This is a genomic window from Bradyrhizobium sp. UFLA05-112, assembly GCF_053572325.1.
In genome coordinates this window covers 173,726-195,739 of record NZ_JBANBK010000001.1, presented here as the reverse complement: position 1 = coordinate 195,739, position 22,014 = coordinate 173,726, and the positions used below count along the sequence as shown (strand labels likewise).

The 22,014-nt window shown below is 64.0% G+C and carries 17 protein-coding genes and 1 other RNA gene; 8 read left to right on the top strand and 10 right to left on the bottom strand.

From position 1 onward, the window contains the following. Positions 1-285: 285 nt before the first annotated feature. Complete coding sequence (locus SO180_RS00940; RefSeq protein WP_449376967.1) at positions 286-1,314, top strand: SAM-dependent methyltransferase; 1,029 nt, start codon at positions 286-288, stop codon at positions 1,312-1,314. 366 nt (positions 1,315-1,680) lie between these two features. Next, positions 1,681-4,431, top strand: a complete 2,751-nt coding sequence (locus tag SO180_RS00935) for an HAD-IC family P-type ATPase (protein ID WP_449376966.1) — start codon at positions 1,681-1,683, stop codon at positions 4,429-4,431. A 25-nt stretch (positions 4,432-4,456) separates the two neighbouring features. On the opposite strand, the gene SO180_RS00930 is transcribed toward SO180_RS00935, so the two are convergent. Next, complete coding sequence (locus SO180_RS00930; protein ID WP_449376965.1) at positions 4,457-5,359, bottom strand: polyphosphate kinase 2 family protein; 903 nt, start codon at positions 5,357-5,359, stop codon at positions 4,457-4,459. A 299-nt stretch (positions 5,360-5,658) separates the two neighbouring features. Beyond that, positions 5,659-5,904 carry a hypothetical protein gene (locus tag SO180_RS00925; RefSeq protein ID WP_449376964.1) on the bottom strand — a complete coding sequence of 82 codons (246 nt, stop codon included), beginning with the start codon at positions 5,902-5,904 and terminating at the stop codon, positions 5,659-5,661. Between SO180_RS00925 and SO180_RS00920 the strand changes: the two genes are divergently transcribed. From SO180_RS00920 to SO180_RS00910, 3 genes are all read left to right on the top strand, one after another. Beyond that, entirely contained in the window at positions 5,894-6,055 is a 162-nt protein-coding gene (locus SO180_RS00920; RefSeq protein WP_449376963.1) for a hypothetical protein, read from the top strand. The genes SO180_RS00925 and SO180_RS00920 overlap by 11 nt on opposite strands. Positions 6,056-6,433: 378 nt before the next feature. Next, the gene (locus SO180_RS00915) at positions 6,434-7,624 is read left to right on the top strand and encodes an efflux RND transporter periplasmic adaptor subunit (protein ID WP_449376962.1); all 1,191 of its coding nucleotides are present in this window, start codon (positions 6,434-6,436) and stop codon (positions 7,622-7,624) included. A gap of 6 nt (positions 7,625-7,630) precedes the next feature. After that, the gene (locus SO180_RS00910) at positions 7,631-10,783 is read left to right on the top strand and encodes a multidrug efflux RND transporter permease subunit (RefSeq protein WP_449376961.1); all 3,153 of its coding nucleotides are present in this window, start codon (positions 7,631-7,633) and stop codon (positions 10,781-10,783) included. Positions 10,784-10,906: 123 nt separating this feature from the next. Here SO180_RS00910 and SO180_RS00905 read toward each other — a convergent pair whose 3' ends face one another. The 8 genes from SO180_RS00905 to tkt all read right to left on the bottom strand — a co-directional run bounded on the left by SO180_RS00905 (position 10,907) and on the right by tkt (position 20,553). Further along, complete coding sequence (locus SO180_RS00905; protein WP_449376960.1) at positions 10,907-11,701, bottom strand: inositol monophosphatase family protein; 795 nt, start codon at positions 11,699-11,701, stop codon at positions 10,907-10,909. 199 nt (positions 11,702-11,900) lie between these two features. Next, positions 11,901-13,016 (bottom strand): tetratricopeptide repeat protein, encoded by a 1,116-nt coding sequence (locus SO180_RS00900; RefSeq protein WP_449376959.1) that lies wholly within the window; start codon positions 13,014-13,016, stop codon positions 11,901-11,903. 9 nt (positions 13,017-13,025) lie between these two features. Then, positions 13,026-13,700: a thiamine phosphate synthase gene (locus SO180_RS00895; protein ID WP_449376958.1), complete on the bottom strand. Its 675-nt coding sequence runs from the start codon at positions 13,698-13,700 to the stop codon at positions 13,026-13,028. Positions 13,701-13,703: 3 nt separating this feature from the next. Continuing rightward, positions 13,704-14,729 (bottom strand): class I fructose-bisphosphate aldolase, encoded by a 1,026-nt coding sequence (locus SO180_RS00890; RefSeq protein ID WP_449376957.1) that lies wholly within the window; start codon positions 14,727-14,729, stop codon positions 13,704-13,706. Between the two features lie 244 nt (positions 14,730-14,973). Further along, positions 14,974-16,041 (bottom strand): class II fructose-bisphosphate aldolase, encoded by a 1,068-nt coding sequence (gene fba / locus SO180_RS00885; RefSeq protein WP_449376956.1) that lies wholly within the window; start codon positions 16,039-16,041, stop codon positions 14,974-14,976. A 39-nt stretch (positions 16,042-16,080) separates the two neighbouring features. Next, complete coding sequence (locus SO180_RS00880; RefSeq protein WP_449376955.1) at positions 16,081-17,277, bottom strand: phosphoglycerate kinase; 1,197 nt, start codon at positions 17,275-17,277, stop codon at positions 16,081-16,083. A gap of 138 nt (positions 17,278-17,415) precedes the next feature. Then, entirely contained in the window at positions 17,416-18,423 is a 1,008-nt protein-coding gene (gene gap, locus SO180_RS00875; protein ID WP_449376954.1) for a type I glyceraldehyde-3-phosphate dehydrogenase, read from the bottom strand. A gap of 147 nt (positions 18,424-18,570) precedes the next feature. Further along, complete coding sequence (tkt, locus tag SO180_RS00870; RefSeq protein ID WP_449376953.1) at positions 18,571-20,553, bottom strand: transketolase; 1,983 nt, start codon at positions 20,551-20,553, stop codon at positions 18,571-18,573. Between the two features lie 370 nt (positions 20,554-20,923). Here tkt and SO180_RS00865 point away from each other — a divergent pair, with 370 nt between their 5' ends. The 3 genes from SO180_RS00865 (at position 20,924) to ssrS (ending at position 21,834) form a co-directional block, all read left to right on the top strand. Beyond that, positions 20,924-21,244 (top strand): DUF4164 domain-containing protein, encoded by a 321-nt coding sequence (locus SO180_RS00865; RefSeq protein ID WP_449376952.1) that lies wholly within the window; start codon positions 20,924-20,926, stop codon positions 21,242-21,244. Beyond that, complete coding sequence (locus SO180_RS00860) at positions 21,241-21,624, top strand: cell division protein ZapA (RefSeq protein ID WP_027521843.1); 384 nt, start codon at positions 21,241-21,243, stop codon at positions 21,622-21,624. The genes SO180_RS00865 and SO180_RS00860 overlap by 4 nt, the downstream gene beginning before the upstream one ends. Before the next feature lie 49 nt (positions 21,625-21,673). Then, positions 21,674-21,834, top strand: a non-coding RNA gene (ssrS, locus tag SO180_RS00855) — 6S RNA. Positions 21,835-22,014 lie beyond the last annotated feature (180 nt).

The following is a 22,014-nucleotide window of genomic DNA, read 5'->3' as shown; positions in this document are numbered from 1 at the left end:
CCGGCGTTCCCGAAGACTCAAGTCGGATTTTTTGCATGATGACCTATCGCGGGGCGCTTCGCGCGCTTTCGCCTGCGATTCCGACGACGTTCGCCTGGATGGCAGCGGACCAGCAATTCCGGCCCGGTGGACGTCATCTGGGCTTTTTCGGCCGGACTGGTCGGCGCCGGCAGTCTTCGTTGGCTGGTCTCCGAGCCTGCGCCGGCGATCGCTACCGCGCCTGTCAGGCGCGAACCAGCGCCTTTTTCCACTCCTGCTCAGAGCCACGGTCAAGGGAGCGACCCCATGAGCTTCGTCTCCACCATCATCGAGACCGCCGAACGCGTGCCGTTACCTGACGTGGTCGTCCGCGCCGCGATTCAGCGGCTGTGCTCGCGCACCGCGACGCGCCTTGCTGACCGCACGGCGGCGGATGACACGGCTTTCGCCGGCCAGATGATGCTGCGGCCGATCGCCGAGCATGCCGATGCCGCCAACATCCAGCACTGCGAGGTGCCATTTGCTTTCTTCGCGGCGGTGCTCGGCCCCAAACGCAAATATTCGTCCTGCTTCTACAACACGGCTGCGACCACGTTGCAGGAGGCGGAAGAAGAAGCCTTGCGCCAGACCGTCGCGCATGCCGATCTTGCCGACGGGCAGTCGATCCTCGAGCTCGGCTGCGGCTGGGGTTCGCTGTCGCTGTGGATGGCGCGGCAGTTTCGGCATGCCGAGGTGACGGCGGTCTCGAACTCACATTCGCAGCGCGACCATATCGAGGAGGAGGCGCGACGGCGTGGCCTGCAAAACCTCCGCGTCGTCACGTCTGACATGAACGTGTTCGCACCCGACCGCCGCTTCGATCGCATCGTCTCGGTGGAGATGTTCGAGCGCATGATGAACTGGCGCAAGCTCCTGACGAACGTTCGCTCCTGGCTCGATGTCGACGGACGCTTCTTCATGCATATCTTCACCCATCGCTCGGGCTCGTATTTGTTCGACCGTACCGACCGCGACGACTGGGTTGCGCAGCATTTCTTCACTGGCGGCGTGATGCCGAGCCATCACCTTGTCAGGCAATATCCCGACCTGTTCGAGGTCGAGAAGGAATGGTGCTGGAGCGGCACGCACTATCAGCGCACCGCGAACGACTGGCTGGTCAATTTCGACCGCAATCGTGAAGCCATTGAAGCGGCCTTGCGCCAGGTCTATGGCAACGACACCGTATTGTGGATGCGTCGCTGGCGCTGGTTTTTCCTCGCCACCGCAGGCCTGTTCGGCCACGCCGACGGCACCGAATGGGGCGTCAGCCATTACCGCATGAAGGCGGTGGCATAGGGCGCGTGCTCGCCATCAGGCGTGCCGCGGATGGTGTGCACGGGTCTGCTGTGCCTCTGATCGCGGCGCGATAGCGGAGCTCAGACCAGGTCTGAGTTGGGGCCGATATCCGAAGTCTGCGCGCCAAACCAAGCGCGGAACCGGTTGGTCATCGGAGGGGCTCGTCAAACCATACTGCGAAGCCCCAAGTTGGGTGAGGGTTTCTCCGCATTGAAACCGGTCTTTCAACGGGTCTCAGTCCCTTGATTCAGATCAAGGGACTTGCGGATCACAACCCATGTCATTGCGGCTTCGAAAGAAATGTCGGATGTCGACCCCTTGAGCGGCCTTGACCGGTTCTAGACGTCGGCCGATAGGCAGAATGGCATGAGCGCAGCAGCGAATGCGAACACGACCAACGAGGTGGTGCCCTGGCACGCGATACCTCAGCATGAGGTCGTCGAGCGACTTGCTACCAGCTGCGAGAAAGGGCTTGCTCCGGCCGAGGCTACGGCCCGACTTCAGAAATTCGGTCAGAACCGCTTGCCCGAAGGCAGGAAACGCGGCGCGTTTGCGAGGCTTCTCGCACAGTTCAACAACATCCTGGTCTACGTGCTGCTCGCCGCGGGGTTCACCAAGTTGATGCTGAACCTGTGGGTCGACGCGGCGATCATCTTTGGCGTGGTCGTTCTCAACGCGCTCCTCGGATTCATTCAGGAGGGCAAGGCCGAGAAGGCACTGGATTCCATCCGCAATTTGCTGACCGCCGAGGCCAGGGCGGTACGCGGTGGGGAAACCCGCATGATTCCAGCGGAGCAGCTCGTTCCGGGCGACGTCGTGCTCCTGGAGTCGGGCGACAAGATTCCTGCGGATCTGCGACTGTTCGAGACAAAGAACCTGCGGACCGAAGAGGCGGCCCTCACTGGTGAATCGGTGCCGGCAGAAAAGGGCGTCGACGCGGTGCCTGCGAACGCGACGGTCGGCGATCGCGAGAACATGGCATTTTCCGGCACCATGGTCGTATCCGGTCGTGCGACCGGACTGGTCGTCGCGACCGGCACTCAGACCGAACTCGGCCGCATCAACCAGTTGCTCGCCGACGTCAGCCCGCTCGAGACTCCGCTGCTGCGCCAGATCAAGAAATTTGGCTACGCCATCAGCGCGGCAATCGGGGTGATCAGCGTCCTGATCTTCGCCTACGGCAAGTGGGTGAAAGGGATCGACTTTGTGGAGCTCTTCCAGGCAGTCGTCGGCATCGCCGTATCGCTTATCCCGGAAGGACTACCTGCACTCATCACGATCACCCTGGCCATCGGCGTCCAGCGCATGGCCCAGCGCAACGCGATTATCCGGCGGTTGCCCGCAGTCGAGACGCTCGGCTCCGTGTCGCGGATCTGCTCTGACAAGACGGGTACGCTGACGCTCATGGAGATGATGGTGGTATCCGCCGTCACAGCCGAGTCGGCGTATCAGGTCACCGGCGATGGCTATTCTCCCGCGGGAGAAATCAAAAAGGACGGACAGCCCGCCGGCAAGGATCCGGTCCTTGCGCTGATGGGGCGCGTGTCCCTGCTCTGCAACGACGCGGAACTGTTCCAGGAGGAGGGCACCTGGAAGGTGGAGGGCGATCCGACCGAGGGCGCACTCTATCCGTTCGCGGCAAAGCTCGGCATGGATCGGCAGCTCGAGCAGGCTGCATCTCCGCGTATCGACGCCATTCCGTTTGAATCCGAGCACAAGTTTATGGCAACGCTCCAGAGAGATGCGAACGGCGAGCAAGTCCTGCTCGTCAAGGGCGCTCCGGAAGTCATTCTTGAACACTGCGATCGCCAGCAGACCGGCGATGGCCAGTCGAGCCCGCTCGACCGCAATCGCTTCTCGGAACAATCGGACAGGCTCGCGGCCCAAGGTGAACGTGTGCTGGCGTTCGCGTGGCTCCGGAACCCGAATGTGAAGGCTGGCAGTCTCACCGCGGCCGATCTGCCAAGGACGCTGGTCCTGCTCGGCCTGATCGGCCTCCTGGATCCGCCGCGCAAGGAGGCGATCGAAGCCGTGAAGGAGTGCCAAGGTGGTGGCATCCGCGTCACCATGATCACCGGCGATCACAAGATCACCGCCGCGGCCATCGCCAAGATGCTTGGGCTCGGCGACGGCAAGACCGCGATCACGGGCGCCGAAATCGAGGACATGGACAGCGCGACGCTGCAGGAACGAGTTCGCGCCGTCGACGTCTTCGCGCGCGCCAGCCCCGAACACAAGCTGCGCCTGGTGAAAGCGATCCAGGCCAACAATCAAATCGTGGCGATGACGGGTGACGGTGTGAACGACGCGCCTTCTCTCAAGAAAGCCGACATCGGGGTCGCGATGGGTATCAAGGGCACCGAGGTCACGAAGGAAGCTGCTGAAATGATCCTTGCCGACGATAACTTCGCCTCGATCTCGGCGGCGGTGAAGGAAGGGCGCACCGTCTACAACAATATCGAGAAGGCCATGCTATTCATGCTGCCGACCAACGTCGCGCAGGCGCTGGTCATTGCGGTGGCGATCTTTGTCGGGTTCACCATGCCGATCACGGCTCCGCAAGTGCTCTGGGTCAATATGGTCACCTCGGTCGCGCTGGGCCTCGTCATCTCCTTCGAGCCGCACGAGATCGATGTGATGCAACGGCCCCCGCGCGCAGTAGACCGCCCGATCGTGACCGGCTTCGGCATCTGGCGGATCATCTTTGTCGGCCTGGCGCTCCTTGCCTACACCTTGCTGGCGTTCTTCTGGATGACGAAGCAAGGCGCATCGGATGGGCTGGCCCGAACGGTAGCGGTCAACGCCATCACAATCGGCCAGGTCTTCTATTTGCTGAATAGCCGCTACCTGCTCGATTCGTCGCTCTCCCTGAAGGCGCACATGGGCAACGCGTACTTGCCGCTCGGCATCGCTGCCGTCGTGATCCTGCAACTGATCTTCACCTACGTGCCACCGGTCCAGGCGATGTTTGGCAACGAATCTGTTCCGCTTTGGGTGTGGCCCTGGCTTCTCGCGGGCGGATTGCTGTTCTTCCTCGTGGTCGAGGCAGAGAAGCTCGTCATCCGCTCGTCAAGCGCCTTGCGGAAGGTTGTCCTTGCAGCGGAAGCAGGCGAATGAGACGGCTCGTCTTGCGCCTCGGCAGTCAAGCTTCACGTGCAAGTTCCGCACGCGCCGTGGCCAGCTCCTTTTTCTGCTCCGAACTTACCTTCGGATAGGCGAGGTCGAGTTTCTCCACTGCCTCCACGATTGCCGCGGCGACGACAAGACGGGTGAACCACCTGTTGTCGGCCGGCACCACGTACCACGGCGCCTGCTCCGATGCAGTGGCCGTGATCGCCGCTTCGTACGCGCCCATGTAATCGGCCCAGTACCTGCGCTCGCGCACGTCCGACGCGGAGAACTTCCAGTTCTTTTCGGGATTGTCGAGGCGCTTCATGAAGCGTTTCTTCTGCTCTGCGCGCGACACATGCAGAAAGAACTTGAGGATGACCGTGCCCTGCCGGGTGAGGTAATCCTCAAAGCGCGCGATGTCTGCCAGCCGTTCGCCCCAGATCCTCCTGCCCACGAACGACGACGGCAGCCTCTGCCGCTTCAGGATATCCTCGTGAACGCGCACAATGAGGACCTCCTCGTAATAGGAACGATTGAAGATTCCGATCCGTCCACGCTCCGGCAGACGCGAGACGTAGCGCCACATGAAGTCATGTGCGAGATCCTCTTGTGAGGGCTGCTTGAACGAAAAGACCTGGCAGCCCTGCGGATTTACCCCCGACATGACGTGTTTGATGGTGCTGTCCTTGCCAGCCGCATCCATGGCCTGGAACACGAGCAGGAGCGACCAACGGTCCTGGGCGTAAAGCATGTCCTGTTCTTCTGCGAGCCACCGAGTGCCCCGCTGAAGAAGGTCGGCAGCTTCGCCCTTTTCCATGTTCAGACCGCGCGTGTCGCCGGGGTCGAAATCTCCGAGCTGAAAGCCCTTGCCGCTGGAGATACGGAACGGGTGGATGTACTTCTGGATCTGGTCGAGAATCTCTTTTCTCGGCATGGAGTGTCCTCCGTCTTAAGACAAAGACAATCTCGCGCTGTCTGCGCCGGCCCGGGCTTGACCCGCTCTCCGACAGCCTTGATGGGCAGTGCGTCATCCTATCATGGTGGCAGGGCTACGTGCGTCGCGGCGGGTGCCGCGCGGGCGCATGGCGGCAATCCCACGCGGAACGAGGCTTCGTCCGTCGATCATGAGACGGTATCGATGCCAGTCCGAATCCTTGGGGCCTGGGACTAGAATGCCTGGGACCAGAATACTTGGCACTACGATACTTGGGACTAAACCGACGTCTGGTCGAGTTATACCGAGTCACTAGCCAGGCCGTACCTCAGCACGGTCACCTCATACTCGCGCGCAATGGCGTCATCCAAGTGCCCGGTGCTACCTAACGAACGCAGAGCGAAAAGCAACGGAACCGGCCCGCGAGCAGGCAGTTGCAGGACAAGGTCGGCGGTGTAACGCCCGCCGGCCTTTGCCTTGATCGAGCCGCAGTCATTGGTGTCGACTGCCACAGTTGGTTGCGGAGAGTGCGTCATGAGAAACATCGCCGACCTCCTCATGCGGTTTTGGCAAGGAAGCCAGCCCGCGTCCAATACTCAGGTCGCGGCGATGGCCGACAATCGGGATCGATCCAGCATGGCCGATTTTGTCCGCATCCTGCAGGCCTGCGATCAAGACCAGTACGGCAGGAGTTAGGGCCGATCGCGTCGGACCGCACGGGGGGCATTTGGATCTGCCGTGTCCGTTCAGGGGCACAAGCGGCAACGCTGATTGATCGCGAGATTCGGCTCAGCCGTCAGAAGTCGAATGATCTACATCTTTACCGTGCACGCCGGGCTCGTAGCGCTCCCTTGCGATGTTCTGTCGCAGCAGGGCGGCACGGCGCCCGACTCACAATCCAGTGAGCTCTGAAAACGACCACGAACTCAGCGCCCTAGCGCGTGTGACATTGCGCCGCCCGCTTCATGCTTTGCGTCGCAGCACGTGCATTCTATTTTGACCATGTCAGCCGCGCGGAATCTCTTCGACATCGTGCGTGCTGCTTTGTTCAACAATACCGGGGCACCCCACTTCATGTCAGGACTTCGAGCGCGATCGGCATGCGTTGCAATGATGCTCGCGGCCCTTGCGCCGCTGCTTGCGGGCTGTGATGAATCCAGCTCTGCAGTCTCCGCCACCCAACCTTCCGAACCCGATGTCAGCATCGTCGTCGTCAAGCCGCAATCGCGCGCCGTGGTGCGCGAGTTGCCCGGCCGCATCGCGCCGACACGCGTCGCGGAGGTGCGGCCGCGCGTCTCCGGCATTGTCGTCGAGCGCCTGTTCCGCCAGGGCAGCGAGGTGAAGGCCGGAGAAGCGCTCTATCGCATCGACCCGCGGCCGTTCGAGGTCGAGGTGATGGCGAACGAGGCCGGGCTCGCCAAGGCCGAGGCCGCGCTGATGCAGGCGCAGCAGCAGGCGCGCCGTATCGCCACGCTCACCAGCCAGCGCGCCGCGCCGGAAGCCGAGAACGAGAAGACGATTGCCGCCGAGCGCCAGGCCCAGGCCGAGGTCGAGGGCCGCAAGGCGGAGCTCGCGCGCGCCAGGCTCAACCTCGATTACGCCACCGTGCGCGCGCCGATCGATGGCGTGGTCGGTGCGGCCATCGTGAGCGAAGGCGCGCTCGTGGTGCAGAACGAGACCAATCTGGCCACCGTGCAGCAGCTCGATCCGATCTATGCGGACTTCACCCAGTCGGTCACCGAGATGAACCAGCTTCGCCGTGCCTTCGAGAACGGCGATCTCGATCGCATCGCGGCCGATGCCGCAAAAGTCCGCCTCGTGCTCGACGACAACACGACCTATTCGCTCGACGGCAAGCTCCTGTTCTCCGACGCCAAGGTCGACGCCCATACCGGGCAGGTGACGCTGCGCGGCGAGTTCCGCAATCCCAAGCGCGAATTGCTGCCCGGCATGTATGTCCGCGTCCGCATCGATCAGGGCATCGATTCCGATGCCATCGCGGTGCCCCAGCAGGCAATCCAGCGCAATGGCGGCGGCGGCAGCGAGGTGTTCGTCGTCAAGGACGACAACCGCATCGCGGTGCAGCCGGTGCGCACCGGCTCGGTGCAGGACGGCATCTGGTTCGTCACCGACGGACTGAAGGCCGGCGACAAGGTCGTGGTCGAAGGTTTCCAGAAGTTCGCTGCCGGCGACAAGGTCAAGCCGCAGTCCTGGGCCGAGGCCGACGCCACGGCGGATGCCCAGCACGCGCAGACGTTGCGGTAGCGCGCCATGCCGAGCTTCTTCATCGACAGGCCGATCTTCGCCTGGGTGGTCGCGCTGTTCATCTGCTTGATCGGCGCGATCTCGATCCCGCTGTTGCCGGTCGCGCAATATCCGATCATCGCGCCGCCCTCGATCTCGATCTCGACGAGCTATCCCGGCGCCTCGCCGGAAAATCTCTACAACAGCGTCACGCGACTGATCGAGGAGGAGCTCAACGGCGCCTCCGGCATCCTGAATTTCGAATCGACCAGCGACTCGCTCGGCCAGGTCGAGATCATCGCCAACTTCGTGCCGGGAACTGATACGGGCGCGGCCTCGGTCGAGGTGCAGAACCGAATCAAGCGCGTCGAGGCACGCCTGCCGCGCGCGGTGATCCAGCAGGGCATTTTGATCGAGGAAGCCTCCAGCGCGGTGCTTCAGATCATCACGCTGAACTCGACCGACGGCAGCCTGGATGAGGTCGGGCTCGGCGACTTCATGATCCGCAACGTGCTCGGCGAGATCCGCCGTATCCCCGGCGTTGGCCGCGCCACGCTGTATTCGACGGAGCGCTCGCTTCGCGTCTGGGTCGATCCGGCCAAGCTCGTCGGCTACGGGCTGACGGCGGATGACGTCAACAAGGCGATCAGCGCGCAGAACGCGCAGGTCGCCTCGGGCAGCATCGGCGCCGAGCCGTCGACGGCCGACCAGCGCATCTCCGCGCTGGTGCTGGTCAAGGGCCAGCTCTCCTCCCCGGATGAATTCGGTGCCATCATCCTGCGGGCCAATCCCGATGGCTCGACCGTTCGGCTGCGCGACGTCGCGCGGGTCGAGGTCGGCGGCCTCAGCTATCAGTTCAACACCCGCCTGAACGGCAAGCCGACCGCGGGCCTCTCGGTGCTGCTGTCTCCGACAGGCAATGCGCTGGCGACTGCGAGCGCAGTCGAGGCCAAGATGAAGGAGCTGTCGCGCTTCTTCCCCGCCAATATCAGTTATGAAATTCCCTACAACATCACGCCTGTCGTCGAGGCCTCGATCAAGAAGGTGCTGTCGACGCTGGTCGAGGCCGTGGTGCTGGTGTTCGTGGTGATGTTCCTGTTCCTGCAGAATATCCGCTACACCATCATTCCGACCATCGTCGTGCCGGTGGCGCTGTTCGGCGCCTGCACCGCGCTGCTGCTCGCCGGCTATTCCATCAACATGCTCTCGATGTTCGGCATGGTGCTCGCGGTCGGCATCCTCGTCGACGACGCCATCGTCGTGGTCGAGAACGTCGAGCGCATCATGGCCGAGGAAGGCCTGCCGCCGAAGGAGGCGACGCGCAAGGCGATGTCGCAGATATCAGGCGCCATCATCGGCATCACGCTGGTGCTGATGGCGGTGTTCGTGCCGATGGCGTTCTTCCCGGGCTCGGTCGGCATCATCTACCGTCAGTTCTCGGTCACCATGGTCGCCGCCATCGGTTTCTCGGCGTTCCTCGCGCTGTCGCTGACGCCGGCGCTGTGCGCCACGCTGCTCAAGCCCGTCGCGGCCGGCCACGGTCACGCGAAGAAGGGCGTGTTCGGCTGGTTCAACCGCATGCTCGAAGGCGGCAAGGAAGGCTATTCCCGCACCGTCGGCTTCTCGCTGAAGCGCACGGGCCGGCTGATGCTGGTCTATGCCGCGCTCCTCGTCGGCCTGTCCTGGGCCTTCGTCAACCTCCCCGGCGGCTTCCTGCCCGTCGACGACCAGGGCTTTGTCACCACCGACGTGCAGGCGCCGTCGGATTCGTCCTATGCCCGCACCGAGGCCGTGATCGAAAAGGTCGAAAAATATCTCGCGATGCGTCCCGGTGTGAAGGACGTCACCTTCCTCACCGGCTTCAGCTTCTCCGGCCAGGGCATGAACACAGCGCAGGCCTTCATCACGCTGAAAGACTGGTCGGAGCGCGGTCCGAAGGAGTCTGCCGCCGCGATCGTATCCGACATCAACCGTGACCTGTCGTCGATCCGCGACGCAAAGATCTCGGCGCTGCAGCCGCCGCCGATCGACAATCTCGGCAACTCCTCGGGCTTCTCGTTCCGCCTTCAGGATCGCGGCCAGAAGGGCTATGCGGCGCTGATGCGCGCGGCCGACCAGCTCATCGCGGAAGCCAATGCGAGCCCGGTGCTGCAAAAAGTCTATATCGAGGGCCTGCCCGAGGCGGGCGTGGTCAATCTCGTGATCGATCGCGAGAAGGCCGGCGCCTTCGGCGTCACGTTTGAAGACATCAACAACACCATCTCGACCAATCTCGGCTCGAACTACATCAACGACTTCCCGAACCGCGGTCGCATGCAGCGTGTCGTGGTGCAGGCCGACGCACGCGACCGCATGAAGACCGAGGACATCCTCAACTACAACGTCAAGAACAGCCGCGGCCAGCTCGTGCCGTTCTCCTCCTTCGCGACGGTCGAATGGTCGCGTGGGCCAACGCAGATCGCGGGCTTCAACTACTATCCGGCGGTGCGCATATCGGGCGAGGCAAAACCCGGCTTCACCTCGGGCGATGCGATCGCCGAGATGGAGCGGCTTGCCGGCAAATTGCCGCGCGGCTTCGGCTATGAATGGACCGGTCAGTCGTTGCAGGAAAAGCTGTCGGGCTCGCAGGCACCGTTCCTGCTGGCGCTGTCGGTGCTCGTGGTGTTCCTGTGTCTGGCCGCGCTCTATGAGAGCTGGACCATTCCGCTCGCGGTGCTCTTGACCGTGCCGCTCGGCGTCACCGGTGCCGTGATCGCGGCGATGCTGCGAGGCCTGCCGAACGACGTCTATTTCACCGTGGGCCTGATCACCATCATCGGCCTTGCGGCAAAGGATGCGATCCTCATCATCGAGTTCGCCAAGGATTTGCGTAAGGAAGGCAAGCCGCTGGTGGAAGCCACCATCGAGGCCTGCCGCCTGCGCTTCCGCCCGATCCTGATGACTGGCCTTGCCTTCATCTGCGGCGTGCTGCCGATGGCGATCGCGCATGGTGCCGGCGGCGCCAGCCAGCAATCGCTCGGCACCGTCGTGATGGGCGGCATGATCGCGGTGGTCATTCTCGCCCTATTGATGGTGCCGGTGTTCTTCGTGTCCGTGCAGCGTGTGCTGGCGGGAGATCGGGAGAAGGTGGCGACGGGGAAAGGCGAGGCGTATGGGCCGCCGTCTCCGGTGAAGTCATAAAGTACGGTGTCATGCCCCGCCTTCGCTAAAGCTTCGGCGGGCCAAGCGTGTAAACCTCGGCGAAGCCTTGGCGTAGCCGGGTCGCGGATGATGACAGCGGAGGACGCGGCGCAGCCCTTGTGCCTACCCGGCCGACTTGCGCAAAATCTTCACCAATTCCCGGTGCACGAACTCGTTGCCACACACGACGTGGCCGGTGACCAGCGCATCGCCAGGGGTTTCGATGTCGCTGACGGTGCCGCCCGCTTCGCGGACCATGATCTGGCCGGCGGCGATGTCCCAGGATTGCAAATTACGCTCCCAGTAGCCGTCGAGGCGGCCGGCAGCGACGAAGGCGAGATCGAGGGAGGCGGCGCCGAAGCGGCGCAGGCCTGCGACCTGGTCCTGGATCGCGGTCATCTCGCGGCGGAAGGATTCGTGGTCGCCGCGGCCGATATGCGGCAGGCCGCAGGCAATGACACATTCGTTGAGCTGGCGCCGGCCGGCCACCCGCAGCCGCTGATCGTTGAGGAAGGCGCCCTTGCCGCGTTCGGCGATGTAGAGCTCGTCATTGGCGGGATTGTAGATCACACCCGCGATCACCGTGCCCTCGCGCGCCAGCGCGATCGAGATCGCGAATTGCGGAATGCCGTGCAGGAAGTTGGTGGTGCCGTCGAGGGGATCGACGATCCAGGTGTGGCTCTTGTCGGTGCCTTCTCGCGTGCCGCCTTCCTCGCCGATGAAACCATAGCCGGGGCGGGCCTTGGCGAGGTCCTGGTAGAGGATCTCTTCGGCGCGCTTGTCGGCGAGCGAGACGAAATTCGCAGGTCCCTTCAGCGAGACCTGCAAGTGCTCGATCTCGCCGAGATCGCGCTTGAGGCTGCGGCCGGCGCGACGCGCGGCTTTGACCATGACGTTGATAGTTGCGGAATACAGCATGAGATCAGTCTTGATTTGCGGGAATTCGGCCCTAAGGCGCGATTGGGATAAATCGTCATCGCGCTTCAGGTTGTTGTTTGAGCATGATTTTTTCGGAAAACCGCTACGCACTTTGCGCTAACGCGGCCCACCGGGTCCGGATCATGCTCTAGCCGCTGGATTTGGGGACTGGGTGCCCTGCGGCCGGGCTGGCGTCAAGTCATTTGGTCCCGAGCCATTTCTTGGCGGCGGCCTCGGCCTTGGCCCGGTCCTCGGGCGGCAGATCGGCCAATTGCTTGTCGAGATCGGGATCGCCCTTGCCGCCGGTCTTTGCGACCAGGTGCCATTTGAAGCCCTCGATCTTGTCGGCCGGGGTCCCCATGCCGTTGATCAGCACCCAAGCCAGCCGGTTCTGCGCGATCGGGCTGTTTTGTCGGGCCGCCTTGCGAAGCAACGCCACTGCCGCGGGCTGGTTCTTCGGCGTGCCGGTGCCGTTGAACAGCGCGATGGCATATTCGAGCTCGGCATCGACATTGTCGGCGAGCGAGGCCGCCTGCAAGAGCCGCACGGCCCGCTCGACGTCCTTCGGCACGCCAGTGCCTTCCTTGTAGAAGGTCGCGAGCGCGTATTGCGCCTCGGGCAGGCCTGCGTCCGCGGCCTGGCGCAGCAGCTCAGCGGAACGCTTGACGTCCTGTGGCAGCGTCTGCCCGTCGAGATAGAGCAGCGCGAGATTATAGGCGGCCTTGGGCGCGCCGAGCTTGGCGGATGAAGCGAGCAGTTTTACCGCATCGCCCTTGTCGACCGGGCCGCCGCGGCCGGCCATGCGCATCATCGCGAGCTCGAACATCGCCTCGCGGTCGCCGGCATCCGACGCGCGTTTGTACCATTCGGCGGCCTTGACATAGTCGCGCTTGATGCCGAGGGCGTTGGAATAGAGCTGGCCCAGCATGGTCATCGCCTTGGGATCGCCGGCTTGCGCTCGCGTGATCGCAAGATCGAAGGCGGTCTTGTACTGGCCGCGCTGATACGCGCCGTACACCAGGTCGGCATTGGAATTGTCGGTCGGCGGCGCCGGGATCACCGTCGCGGCCGCTGGCGGGCTGGGCGAGGCCGAGGGCTTTGGCGCAGGCGCAGCCTCCTTCTTCTTGGTGATCGCGTGCGGCTTGGCCGTAGATTTTTCCTTGGGATTTTCCTTGGAGCTTTCCTTGGAGCTTTCCTTGGGCTTCTCGGGCGCAGGGCTGGGCGTTGCCGCCGGCGGCGTCAACGAGAGCTGCGCGGCCGCAGGCGCGGCGAGGAGCAAAAGAGCCAGGAACGACGTGGAGAGCAGGGGCTTCATGATCGGCTGCTAGCCATGCCCCCGGCCCGCGGGCGCATCCGCATAGGCCTTCTTGATCGCGGCTTCCGCATCGACGAGTGCAGCCTTCGGCCCGCGCGGATCGGCCCAGATGAAATCGCCGACCAGTACGAAATCCGCTCCCGCAGCCGCGAATTCGAAGGCTTCCGCCAATGAGGTGGCGAAGCCGACGCACGGCGGCTCGAACAGCTCGGCCCACCAGTCCAGCCGCTCCGCGATCGCCTGCACCGAGGGCCGCTGGCCGTTCGCGTCCGGCTCGCCGAACAGCACGTAATCCGCGCCCATCTCGCCTGCGCTCATGGAATCATGCCGGGTGGCGAGTCCGCCGACGCCGGCGATGCGATCCGGCTTCAGCGACGGCACGGCTTCTTCGAATGCGGCGATGCCGATCAGATGCGCCCCGTCGGCCCCGCCGCGCGCGACCAGCTCGACATGGCCGTCGACGAGCAGCGCCGCGCCGGCCTTCTGCACGACCGGCGCCAGCACCTTCACCCGCGAGATCATCGTGCGCTGGTCGGTTTCCTTCAATCGTACCAGCACGGCCGCGACGTCGGCGGCGGCGAGCAGGGCTGGCAGCTCGCCGACAAGCGAAGCCGGATCGTCGACGAGCGGCGTCGCCAGATAAAGCCGCGGCGCCGGGCGCGCGGGAGCGGAATTGTTCGACAAAGTCTAGGCCGCCTTCTTTTCGAGCCCGCTGTCCCATTCGCCGCGGCTGGCGAGCGCGTTCATCCGCGCACGATGGGAGAAGGCTTTTTGACCGGACGCGACGTTTTCCGCCTTGCCCGACCAGGCCTTCTGCGGCGCGGCCTGGAGCGCGCGGCCATAGGAGAAGGTCAGCCGCCAAGGCAGTGGCCCGGGCCTGTTCATGGCATCGAGATGCGCTGTTGCCTCCTCGTCCGACTGCCCGCCCGAGAGGAACGCGATGCCGGGCACTGCGGCCGGCACGCAGGCCTTGAGGAGACGCACGGTCTTCTCCGCGACCTCCGCAATGGAGGCCTGCTTGGGGCACTTCTTGCCTGAGACTGCCATGTTGGGCTTCAGCACCATGCCTTCGAGCGCGACGCGCTGCACGCGCAGCTCCTGGAACGTCTTGTTGAGCACGCGCTGCGTGACGTCATAGCAGCGGTCGATGTCGTGGTCGCCGTCCATCAGCACCTCCGGCTCGACGATCGGCACGATCTGCGCGGCCTGGCACAGCGCCGCGTAGCGCGCCAGCGCGTGCGCGTTGACGCCGATTGCGGTCATCGAGGGAATGCCGCTGCCGATGTCGATCACCGCGCGCCATTTGGCAAAGCGCGCGCCGCGCTCGTAGTACTTCTTCAGCCGCTCGGCGAGCTTGTCGAGGCCGACGGTGACGAGTTCGCCCGGGCACATCGGCAGGGCCTGCGTGCCTTCGTCGACCTTGATGCCGGGAATGGCGCCGCTCGCTTCGATCAGCTTCACCAGCGGGGTGCCGTCCTTGGCGTTCTGCCAGATCGTCTCGTCATAGAGAATGACGCCGGAGATGTGCTGGCTCATGGCGTCCTTGGCGCGAAACAGCATCTCGCGGTAGTCGCGGCGGTTGTCTTCGGTGGATTCAACGCCGATTGCATCAAAACGCTTCTTGATGGTGCCGGAGGATTCGTCGGCGGCGAGGATGCCCTTGCCGGGCGTAACCATGGCCTGTGCGACCTTGTTGAGCTCAGTCAGATTCATCGAGAGGTCCTCCCAAAACGATGCTGCCTTGCCCGCGAAAATAGACCGTTCTCGGGCAATTGCCGAGTTAACGTTGGTCGCAGGGTAAAAGGGTGGGAGGGAGAGTCGTGTCACAAAGCACGGTGTCATCCGGGATGCGCCGTAAGGCGCAGGCCCGGAATCCATAACCCCGGACTGTGGTTACGGATTCCGGGCTCGCCGCTTTGCGGCGCCCCGGAATGACGAAGGAGTGTGTTTCCCGGCTTTACGCGATCTTCGGGTTGAGCTCGCCCTTGGCGTAGCGCTTGGCCATTTCGGCTGTGGTCAGGACGCGCTTGATCTTGGAGGCTTGGCCCGCGGTGTTGAACTCCTGGAGCCGCTGCTTGCATAGCCTGGTCATGGCTTCCATGGCCGGCTTCAGGTACTTGCGCGGATCGAACTCTTCCGGATTGTCCTTCAGGACCTTGCGGATCTGGCCGGTCATCGCCATGCGATTGTCGGTGTCGATGTTGATCTTGCGCACGCCGTTCTTGATGCCGCGCTGGATCTCCGCGACCGGCACGCCCCAGGTCGGCTTCATCTTGCCGCCATTGGCGTTGATGATCTCCTGAAGCTCCTGCGGCACCGACGAGGAGCCGTGCATCACAAGATGCGTGTTCGGCAGCTTACGGTGGATCTCCTCGATCACGTTCATGGCGAGGATGTCGCCGTCCGGCTTGCGGGTGAACTTGTAGGCACCGTGCGAGGTGCCCATCGCGATCGCGAGCGCGTCGACCTGGGTCTCCTTGACGAACTTCACGGCCTCGTCCGGATTGGTCAGGAGCTGGTCGTGGCTCAGCTTGCCCTCGGCGCCGTGGCCGTCTTCCTTGTCGCCCATGCCGGTCTCGAGCGAGCCGAGCACGCCAAGCTCGCCTTCCACCGAAATGCCACCGAGATGGGCCATGTCGGTCACGGTCTTGGTGACGCCTACGTTGTAGCCCCAGTCGCCAGGCGTCTTGCCGTCGGCCTTCAGCGAGCCGTCCATCATGACGGAGGTGAAGCCGGCCTGGATCGCGGTCATGCAGGTCGCGGGCTCGTTGCCGTGGTCGAGATGCACGCAGACCGGAATATGCGGATAGATCTCGGTGACCGCGTCCATCATGTGCTTGAGCATGACGTCGTTGGCGTAGGAGCGCGCGCCGCGCGAGGCCTGAATGATCACGGGTGCGTCGACCTGGTTGGCCGCGTCCATGATCGCCAGCGCCTGCTCCATATTGTTGATGTTGAAGGCCGGTACGCCGTAATCGTTCTCCGCAGCATGGTCGAGCAATTGACGCAACGTGATCCGAGCCATCTGTGTTTTTCTCCCGTTTGGGCCTTCCGGCCAACTAACTTACTTGGTGCGCAAAACCTCGACGCCGGGCAGGGGCTTGCCTTCCATCCATTCAAGAAATGCGCCACCGGCGGTCGAGACATAGGTGAAATCGGAGCCGACACCAGCCTGGTTGAGCGCCGCGACGGTGTCGCCGCCGCCTGCGATCGAGATCAGCTTCTTGGCCTTGGTGCGCTCGGCGGCGTGCTTGGCGGCGGCCACGGTGCCGCGGTCGAATGGTTGCAACTCGAAAGCCCCGAGCGGTCCGTTCCAGACGAGTGTGGCCGCATCGTCGATCGCGGCATGGATGCGCACCACCGATTGCGGGCCGACGTCGAGAATCATGCCGTCGGCCGGGATCGCGTCGAGGCCATAGGCATGCGATGGCGCGTTGGCAGCGAAATGATAGGCAACGGTGGCGTCCACGGGAAGGATGATGGCGCAATTCGCGGCCTCTGCCTTCTCCATGATGCGCACCGCCGTTGCGGCGAGATCCTTCTCGGCCAGCGACTTGCCGACCGCGACGCCCTGGGCGTGCAGGAAGGTATTGGCCATGCCGCCGCCGATCACGAGCGCATCGACCTTGCTGACGAGGTTTTCAAGAAGGTCGATCTTGGTCGAGACCTTGGCGCCGCCGATGATCGCGATCACGGGCTTGGTCGGCGCTTCCAGCGCCTTCTCCAGCGCATCCAACTCGGCCTGCATGGTGCGGCCGGCATAGGCCGGCAGCTTGTGGCCAAGGCCCTCGGTCGAGGCGTGGGCGCGGTGCGCGGCGGAGAAGGCATCATTGACCCAGACGTCGCCGAGCTTTGCGAGCTCCGCGACGAAGGCGGGATCGTTCTTCTCCTCTTCCTTGTGGAAGCGCGTGTTTTCCAGGCACAGGATGTCGCCCTCGTTCAATGCCGCAACGGCCTTGGCCGCGGGCTCGCCGATGCAGTCGTCGGCAAACGCGACGGGCTTCTTGATCACCTTGGACAACGCATCCGCAACCGGCTTCAGCGAGTCCTTGGCGTCGCGGCCCTTCGGCCGGCCGAAATGCGCGAGCAGGATGACCTTGCCGCCCTTGTCGGAGATTTCGGTGATGGTCGGCGCGACGCGCTCGAGCCGCGTTGCGTCAGTGACGCGCCCGTTGTCCATGGGCACGTTGAGATCGACGCGCAGCAGCACGCGCTTGCCCTTCACGTCGACGTCGTCGAGGGTGCGGAATGTCTTGGTCATGTTCGGCTCTCTTGTCCCGGGCGCTACTAGCGGCGCGAAGTGCCGCTGTGCTGAACCGGGACCTACGACGGTGACATGGGTCCCGGCTCTGCGGAGCGGCGCTATGCGCTGCACCGCGTCCGGGACACGAAAGCTTGCTTAGATCACCTTGCTCATCGCGACGGCGGTGTCCGCCATGCGGTTCGAAAAACCCCACTCGTTGTCGTACCAGGACATCACGCGCACCAGCGTGCCGTTCTGCACCTTGGTCTGGTCCTCGTGGAACGTGGAGGAGTGCGGGTCGTGGTTGAAGTCGATCGAGACGTTCGGCGCCGTGGTGTAGCCGAGGATGCCCTTGAGCTGCTGCTCGGAGGCGCGCTTCATCGCCGCGTTGATTTCCTTCGCGTCGGTCGCGCGCTTGGCGACGATCTTGAGGTCGATGACCGAGACGTTCGGGGCCGGTACGCGGATCGATACACCGTCGAGCTTGCCCTTCAGCTCGGGCAGCACCAGGCCGATCGCCTTCGCGGCACCCGTCGAGGTCGGGATCATCGACATCGCCGCGGCGCGGCCGCGGTAGAGGTCCTTGTGCAGCGTGTCCAGCGTCGGCTGGTCGCCGGTGTAGGCGTGGATGGTGGTCATGAAGCCAGTCTCGATGCCGACGACGTCGTTCAGTACCTTGGCGACCGGCGCGAGGCAGTTCGTGGTGCAGGAGCCGTTCGAGACGACCAGATGATCCTTGGTCAGCGTCTCGTGGTTGACGCCGTAGACGATGGTCGCGTCTGCGCCGTCAGCGGGCGCGGAGACCAGCACGCGCTTGGCGCCTGCGGTCAGATGCGCGGAGGCCTTCTCCTTGGCGGTGAAGATGCCGGTGCACTCCATCGCGATGTCGATGCCGAGATCCTTCCAGGGCAGCTTCGAGGGATCGCGCTCGGCGGTCACCTTAATCTTGCCGTTGCCGAGATTGATCGTGTCGCCGTCGACAGTCACAGTTCCCGGGAAGCGGCCGTGCACGGAGTCGAAGCGAAGCAGATGCGCGTTGGTCTCGACCGGTCCGAGATCGTTGATGGCGACCACCTCGACGTCCTTGCGGCCGGACTCGGCGATGGCCCGCAGGATGTTGCGGCCGATGCGGCCAAAACCGTTAATTGCAACGCGGACTGCCATCTTTCGTCTCCTTCAATGACCGTTGTCATCCCGCAGAACGCAGCTAGCGCGCATGCGAGGGTTTTTTAGGGCGGACGCCCGGTTCGGCCGGGCGGTACTTGATCATATGGGGAGCTTGGTAGTCCTTTTTTCCGGCAAGCTCAACTCTCAGGAAACGCGCTTCAGGACAGCGTTAACCGCAGCCTCGGCGGTAATTCCAAAGTGCTTGAAAAGGTCCTTGGCAGGCGCGCTCGCGCCGAAGGAGTGCATGCCGATAAATTCACCATCCTGGCCGATCACGGCATCCCAGCCCCAGCGCACTGCGGCCTCGATCGCGACCTTGACGGGAGCGTCGCCGATGATGGCCGCACGCTTGGCCTCTGGTTGCGCTAACAAGAGTTCGAGCGAGGGCACCGAGACCACCCGCGTCGGGATGCCGCGCTCGGCGAGCTGCTTCTGGGCGGCGACCGCGATCTCCACCTCGGAGCCCGAGGCGAACAGCGTCGCCTTGGCTTCGCCTTGGGCTGCGACCAGCTCGTAGGCGCCGTACTGGCAGGGGTTGTCGTTGGCGCTGGTGCGGAGCTGCGGCAGATTCTGGCGCGTCAGCGCCAGCACCGTCGGCCCGTCGATGCGGTTCAGCGCCAGCTCCCAGCACTCGGCGACCTCGATGGAGTCGCACGGGCGGAACACGCGCATGTTCGGAATCGCGCGCAACGCTGCGAGATGCTCGACCGGCTGATGGGTCGGACCGTCTTCGCCAAGCCCGATGGAATCGTGGGTCATCACGTAGACGACGCCAGCGCCCATCAAGGCGGCAATCCGCATCGCAGGCCGTGCGTAGTCCGTGAACACCAGGAAGGTCGCGCCGTTCGGCGCGAAGCCGCCGTGCAGGAAGATGCCGTTCATCGCGGCACACATGCCGTGCTCGCGGATGCCGTAATGGATGAAGCGGCCCTTCGGCGTCCTGGCGGAGAAGGCGACGGCCGACTTCGCCTTGTTGTTGTTGGAGCCGGTGAGGTCGGCTGAACCCGCCAAGAATTCCATCGGCATCGCGGCCGCGATCGCCTCGATCGCCGCTTCCGAGGATTTGCGCGTCGCGACGTTGAGCGGGTTTTCCAGAAGGCCCTTCTTGTGCGCCTTCAGCGCCTTTGCGAGCGAAGCGGGGCGCTCGTGGCGCAGGCGGCGCTCGAACTCGGCGCGCTTGCGGCTGCCAAGTTCACTGATCCGTCCTTCCCATTCCTGCCGTGCGACCGCGCCGCGGCTACCGACCTCACGCCACGCCTTGAGCACGTCGTCGGGCACCGAGAACGGCTCGAGCGAGATGCCGAGATTTTCCTTGGCGGCCTTGAGCTCGTCGGCGCCGAGCGCCTCGCCATGCACCTTCGCGGTGCCGGCCTTATGCGGTGCGCCGTAGCCGATGGTGGTGCGGCAGGCGATCAGCGTCGGCTTGTTGGATTTCTTCGCGCGCGTGATCGCGGCTGATATCGCGGCCTGGTCCTGGCCGTCGATCTTCTCGGCGGCCCAGCCCGCCGACTTGAAGCGCTTCACCTGGTCGACGGAATCGGCGATCGAGGTCGGGCCGTCGATCGAGATGCCGTTGTCGTCATAGAGCACGATCAGCTTGTTCAGCTTCCAGTGCCCGGCCATGGCGATGGCTTCCTGCGACACGCCTTCCATCAGGTCGCCGTCGGAGGCGAGCACGTAGGTGTGGTGGTCGACGATCTTCTTGCCGAACTCGGCGGCCAGCATCTTCTCCGCGAGCGCCATGCCGACTGCGGTCGAGATGCCCTGGCCGAGCGGGCCGGTGGTGGTCTCGATGCCCTTGGTGTGGAAGTTCTCGGGGTGACCGGGGGTGAGCGATCCCAGTTGGCGGAAGTGCTTGAGCTGGTCCAGCGTCATGTCCGGATTGCCGGTCAGGAACAGCAGCGAATAGAGCAGCATCGAGCCGTGGCCGGCCGACAGAACGAAGCGGTCGCGGTCGGGCCAGGCGGGGGCCTGGGCGTCGAATTTCAGGAACTGTGTGAACAGGACGGTCGCGACGTCGGCGGCGCCCATCGGCAGGCCGGGATGGCCGGACTTGGCCTTCTCGACCGCGTCCATCGCGAGCCCGCGGATCGCATTGGCCATACGGGTGGGATCGACCTGCGTCATGTCTGAAATCCGTCTGAAATGAGGCGCTTGGTGGCGGTGTACGCCCGCGCGGGAAGGAGCCTTTCGGCCGCTGAAGGTCGGGGGGTGGATAGCATCTCGGTTCCGGGAGTCCAAGGCAATCGAACGTCATCCCCGGGCGAAAAGTTGCTTCAAGGCGCGATCCGGAAGGCAGCGACCGTGATCGCGCGCGACAGGAACCGGTCGGGGCGGGATGCTCGATCCCGATCTATCGGTGCATAGTTTCGCGGCGGCGTTGCGCTTCGCTTCCCTGCCACGTAAATTTCTGCTTCTAAGCGCTTGCCGAACCGAGTCTTTTGCCGGGCGGCAAGTCCCGGTGAAAAGGCCAACACAAAGGTCCGTCGCTGACTGCATGAGCGATCGCGCTGCCAACAGTTCCGCTATGACGGAGTCCGCCGCCGTCGAGATCGAGATCGCGACGCGCAGACTCACGGCGGCGCTCGATGCGCTGGAGAGCGCGGTCGAGCGACGGCGCGATGCCGATCGCGACGAGAACGAGCTCGCGACGCGCATTCAGGCGTTGGGCACGGATCGCTCGCGACTCGCGGACGAGCTCGACGGTGCGCTGATGAAGGCGCGCAAGCTCGAGCGCACCAATCGCGAAATCTCCGATCGGCTGGATTCGGCGATCGTCACGATACGCTCGGTGCTCGATACCGGAGAGGATGGATGAGCCATATCAACGTCACCATCAACGGCCGGCAATATCGCATGGCCTGCGAGGAAGGGCAGGAGGTGCGGCTGCTGAAGCTCGCCGAAGGCCTGGAATCGCGGATTCAGAACCTGCGCGGAAAATTCGGCGAGATCGGCGATGCGCGGCTCACCGTGATGGCGGCGCTCACCGCATGCGACGAGCTGGTCGATGCCGGCAACCGCATCCGCACGCTGGAAGCCGAGGTGAACGAACTGCGGGATTTCCGCAATGCTGCCGCCGAGCGCGCCCGGATGACGCAGACCGCGGTGGTCAATGCGCTCAACGCCGCGGCCGAGCGCATCGAGAAATCGACCCAGGTCCTGAACCGGACCGTCGGCAACGGGATTGCGATCGGCTGACCAAGGAGCGGGCTGGCGATTCGCCAGCGTCGTTGCTACATTGCCTCGAGCGAAGCTGTGGCGCGCGTCAGGAGCCATATATCCCCGGGGCCTTATCGATCCTTTAGGGAACTGTCCCTGGCCGGGCCCGTGGGCTCGGACATATGGTGCCCACCTACTTTCGTAGGGAACTCCGGGATCGAGTGCTTCAACGGCGTTTACGGCTTCGCGCTCTTGTTTGCTTCCGACTTGTGCCTGTCTAATTTGCGTCCCCGACACGCCTGCGGTTGAAGTTAGTCTCGGTGTCATGCCCCGCGCAAGCGGGGCATCCAGTATGCCGCGCTGTCGAGGTTCATGCTCTGGCGTCTCTGGAATACTGGATCGCCCGCTTTCGCGGGCGATGACGGCAGA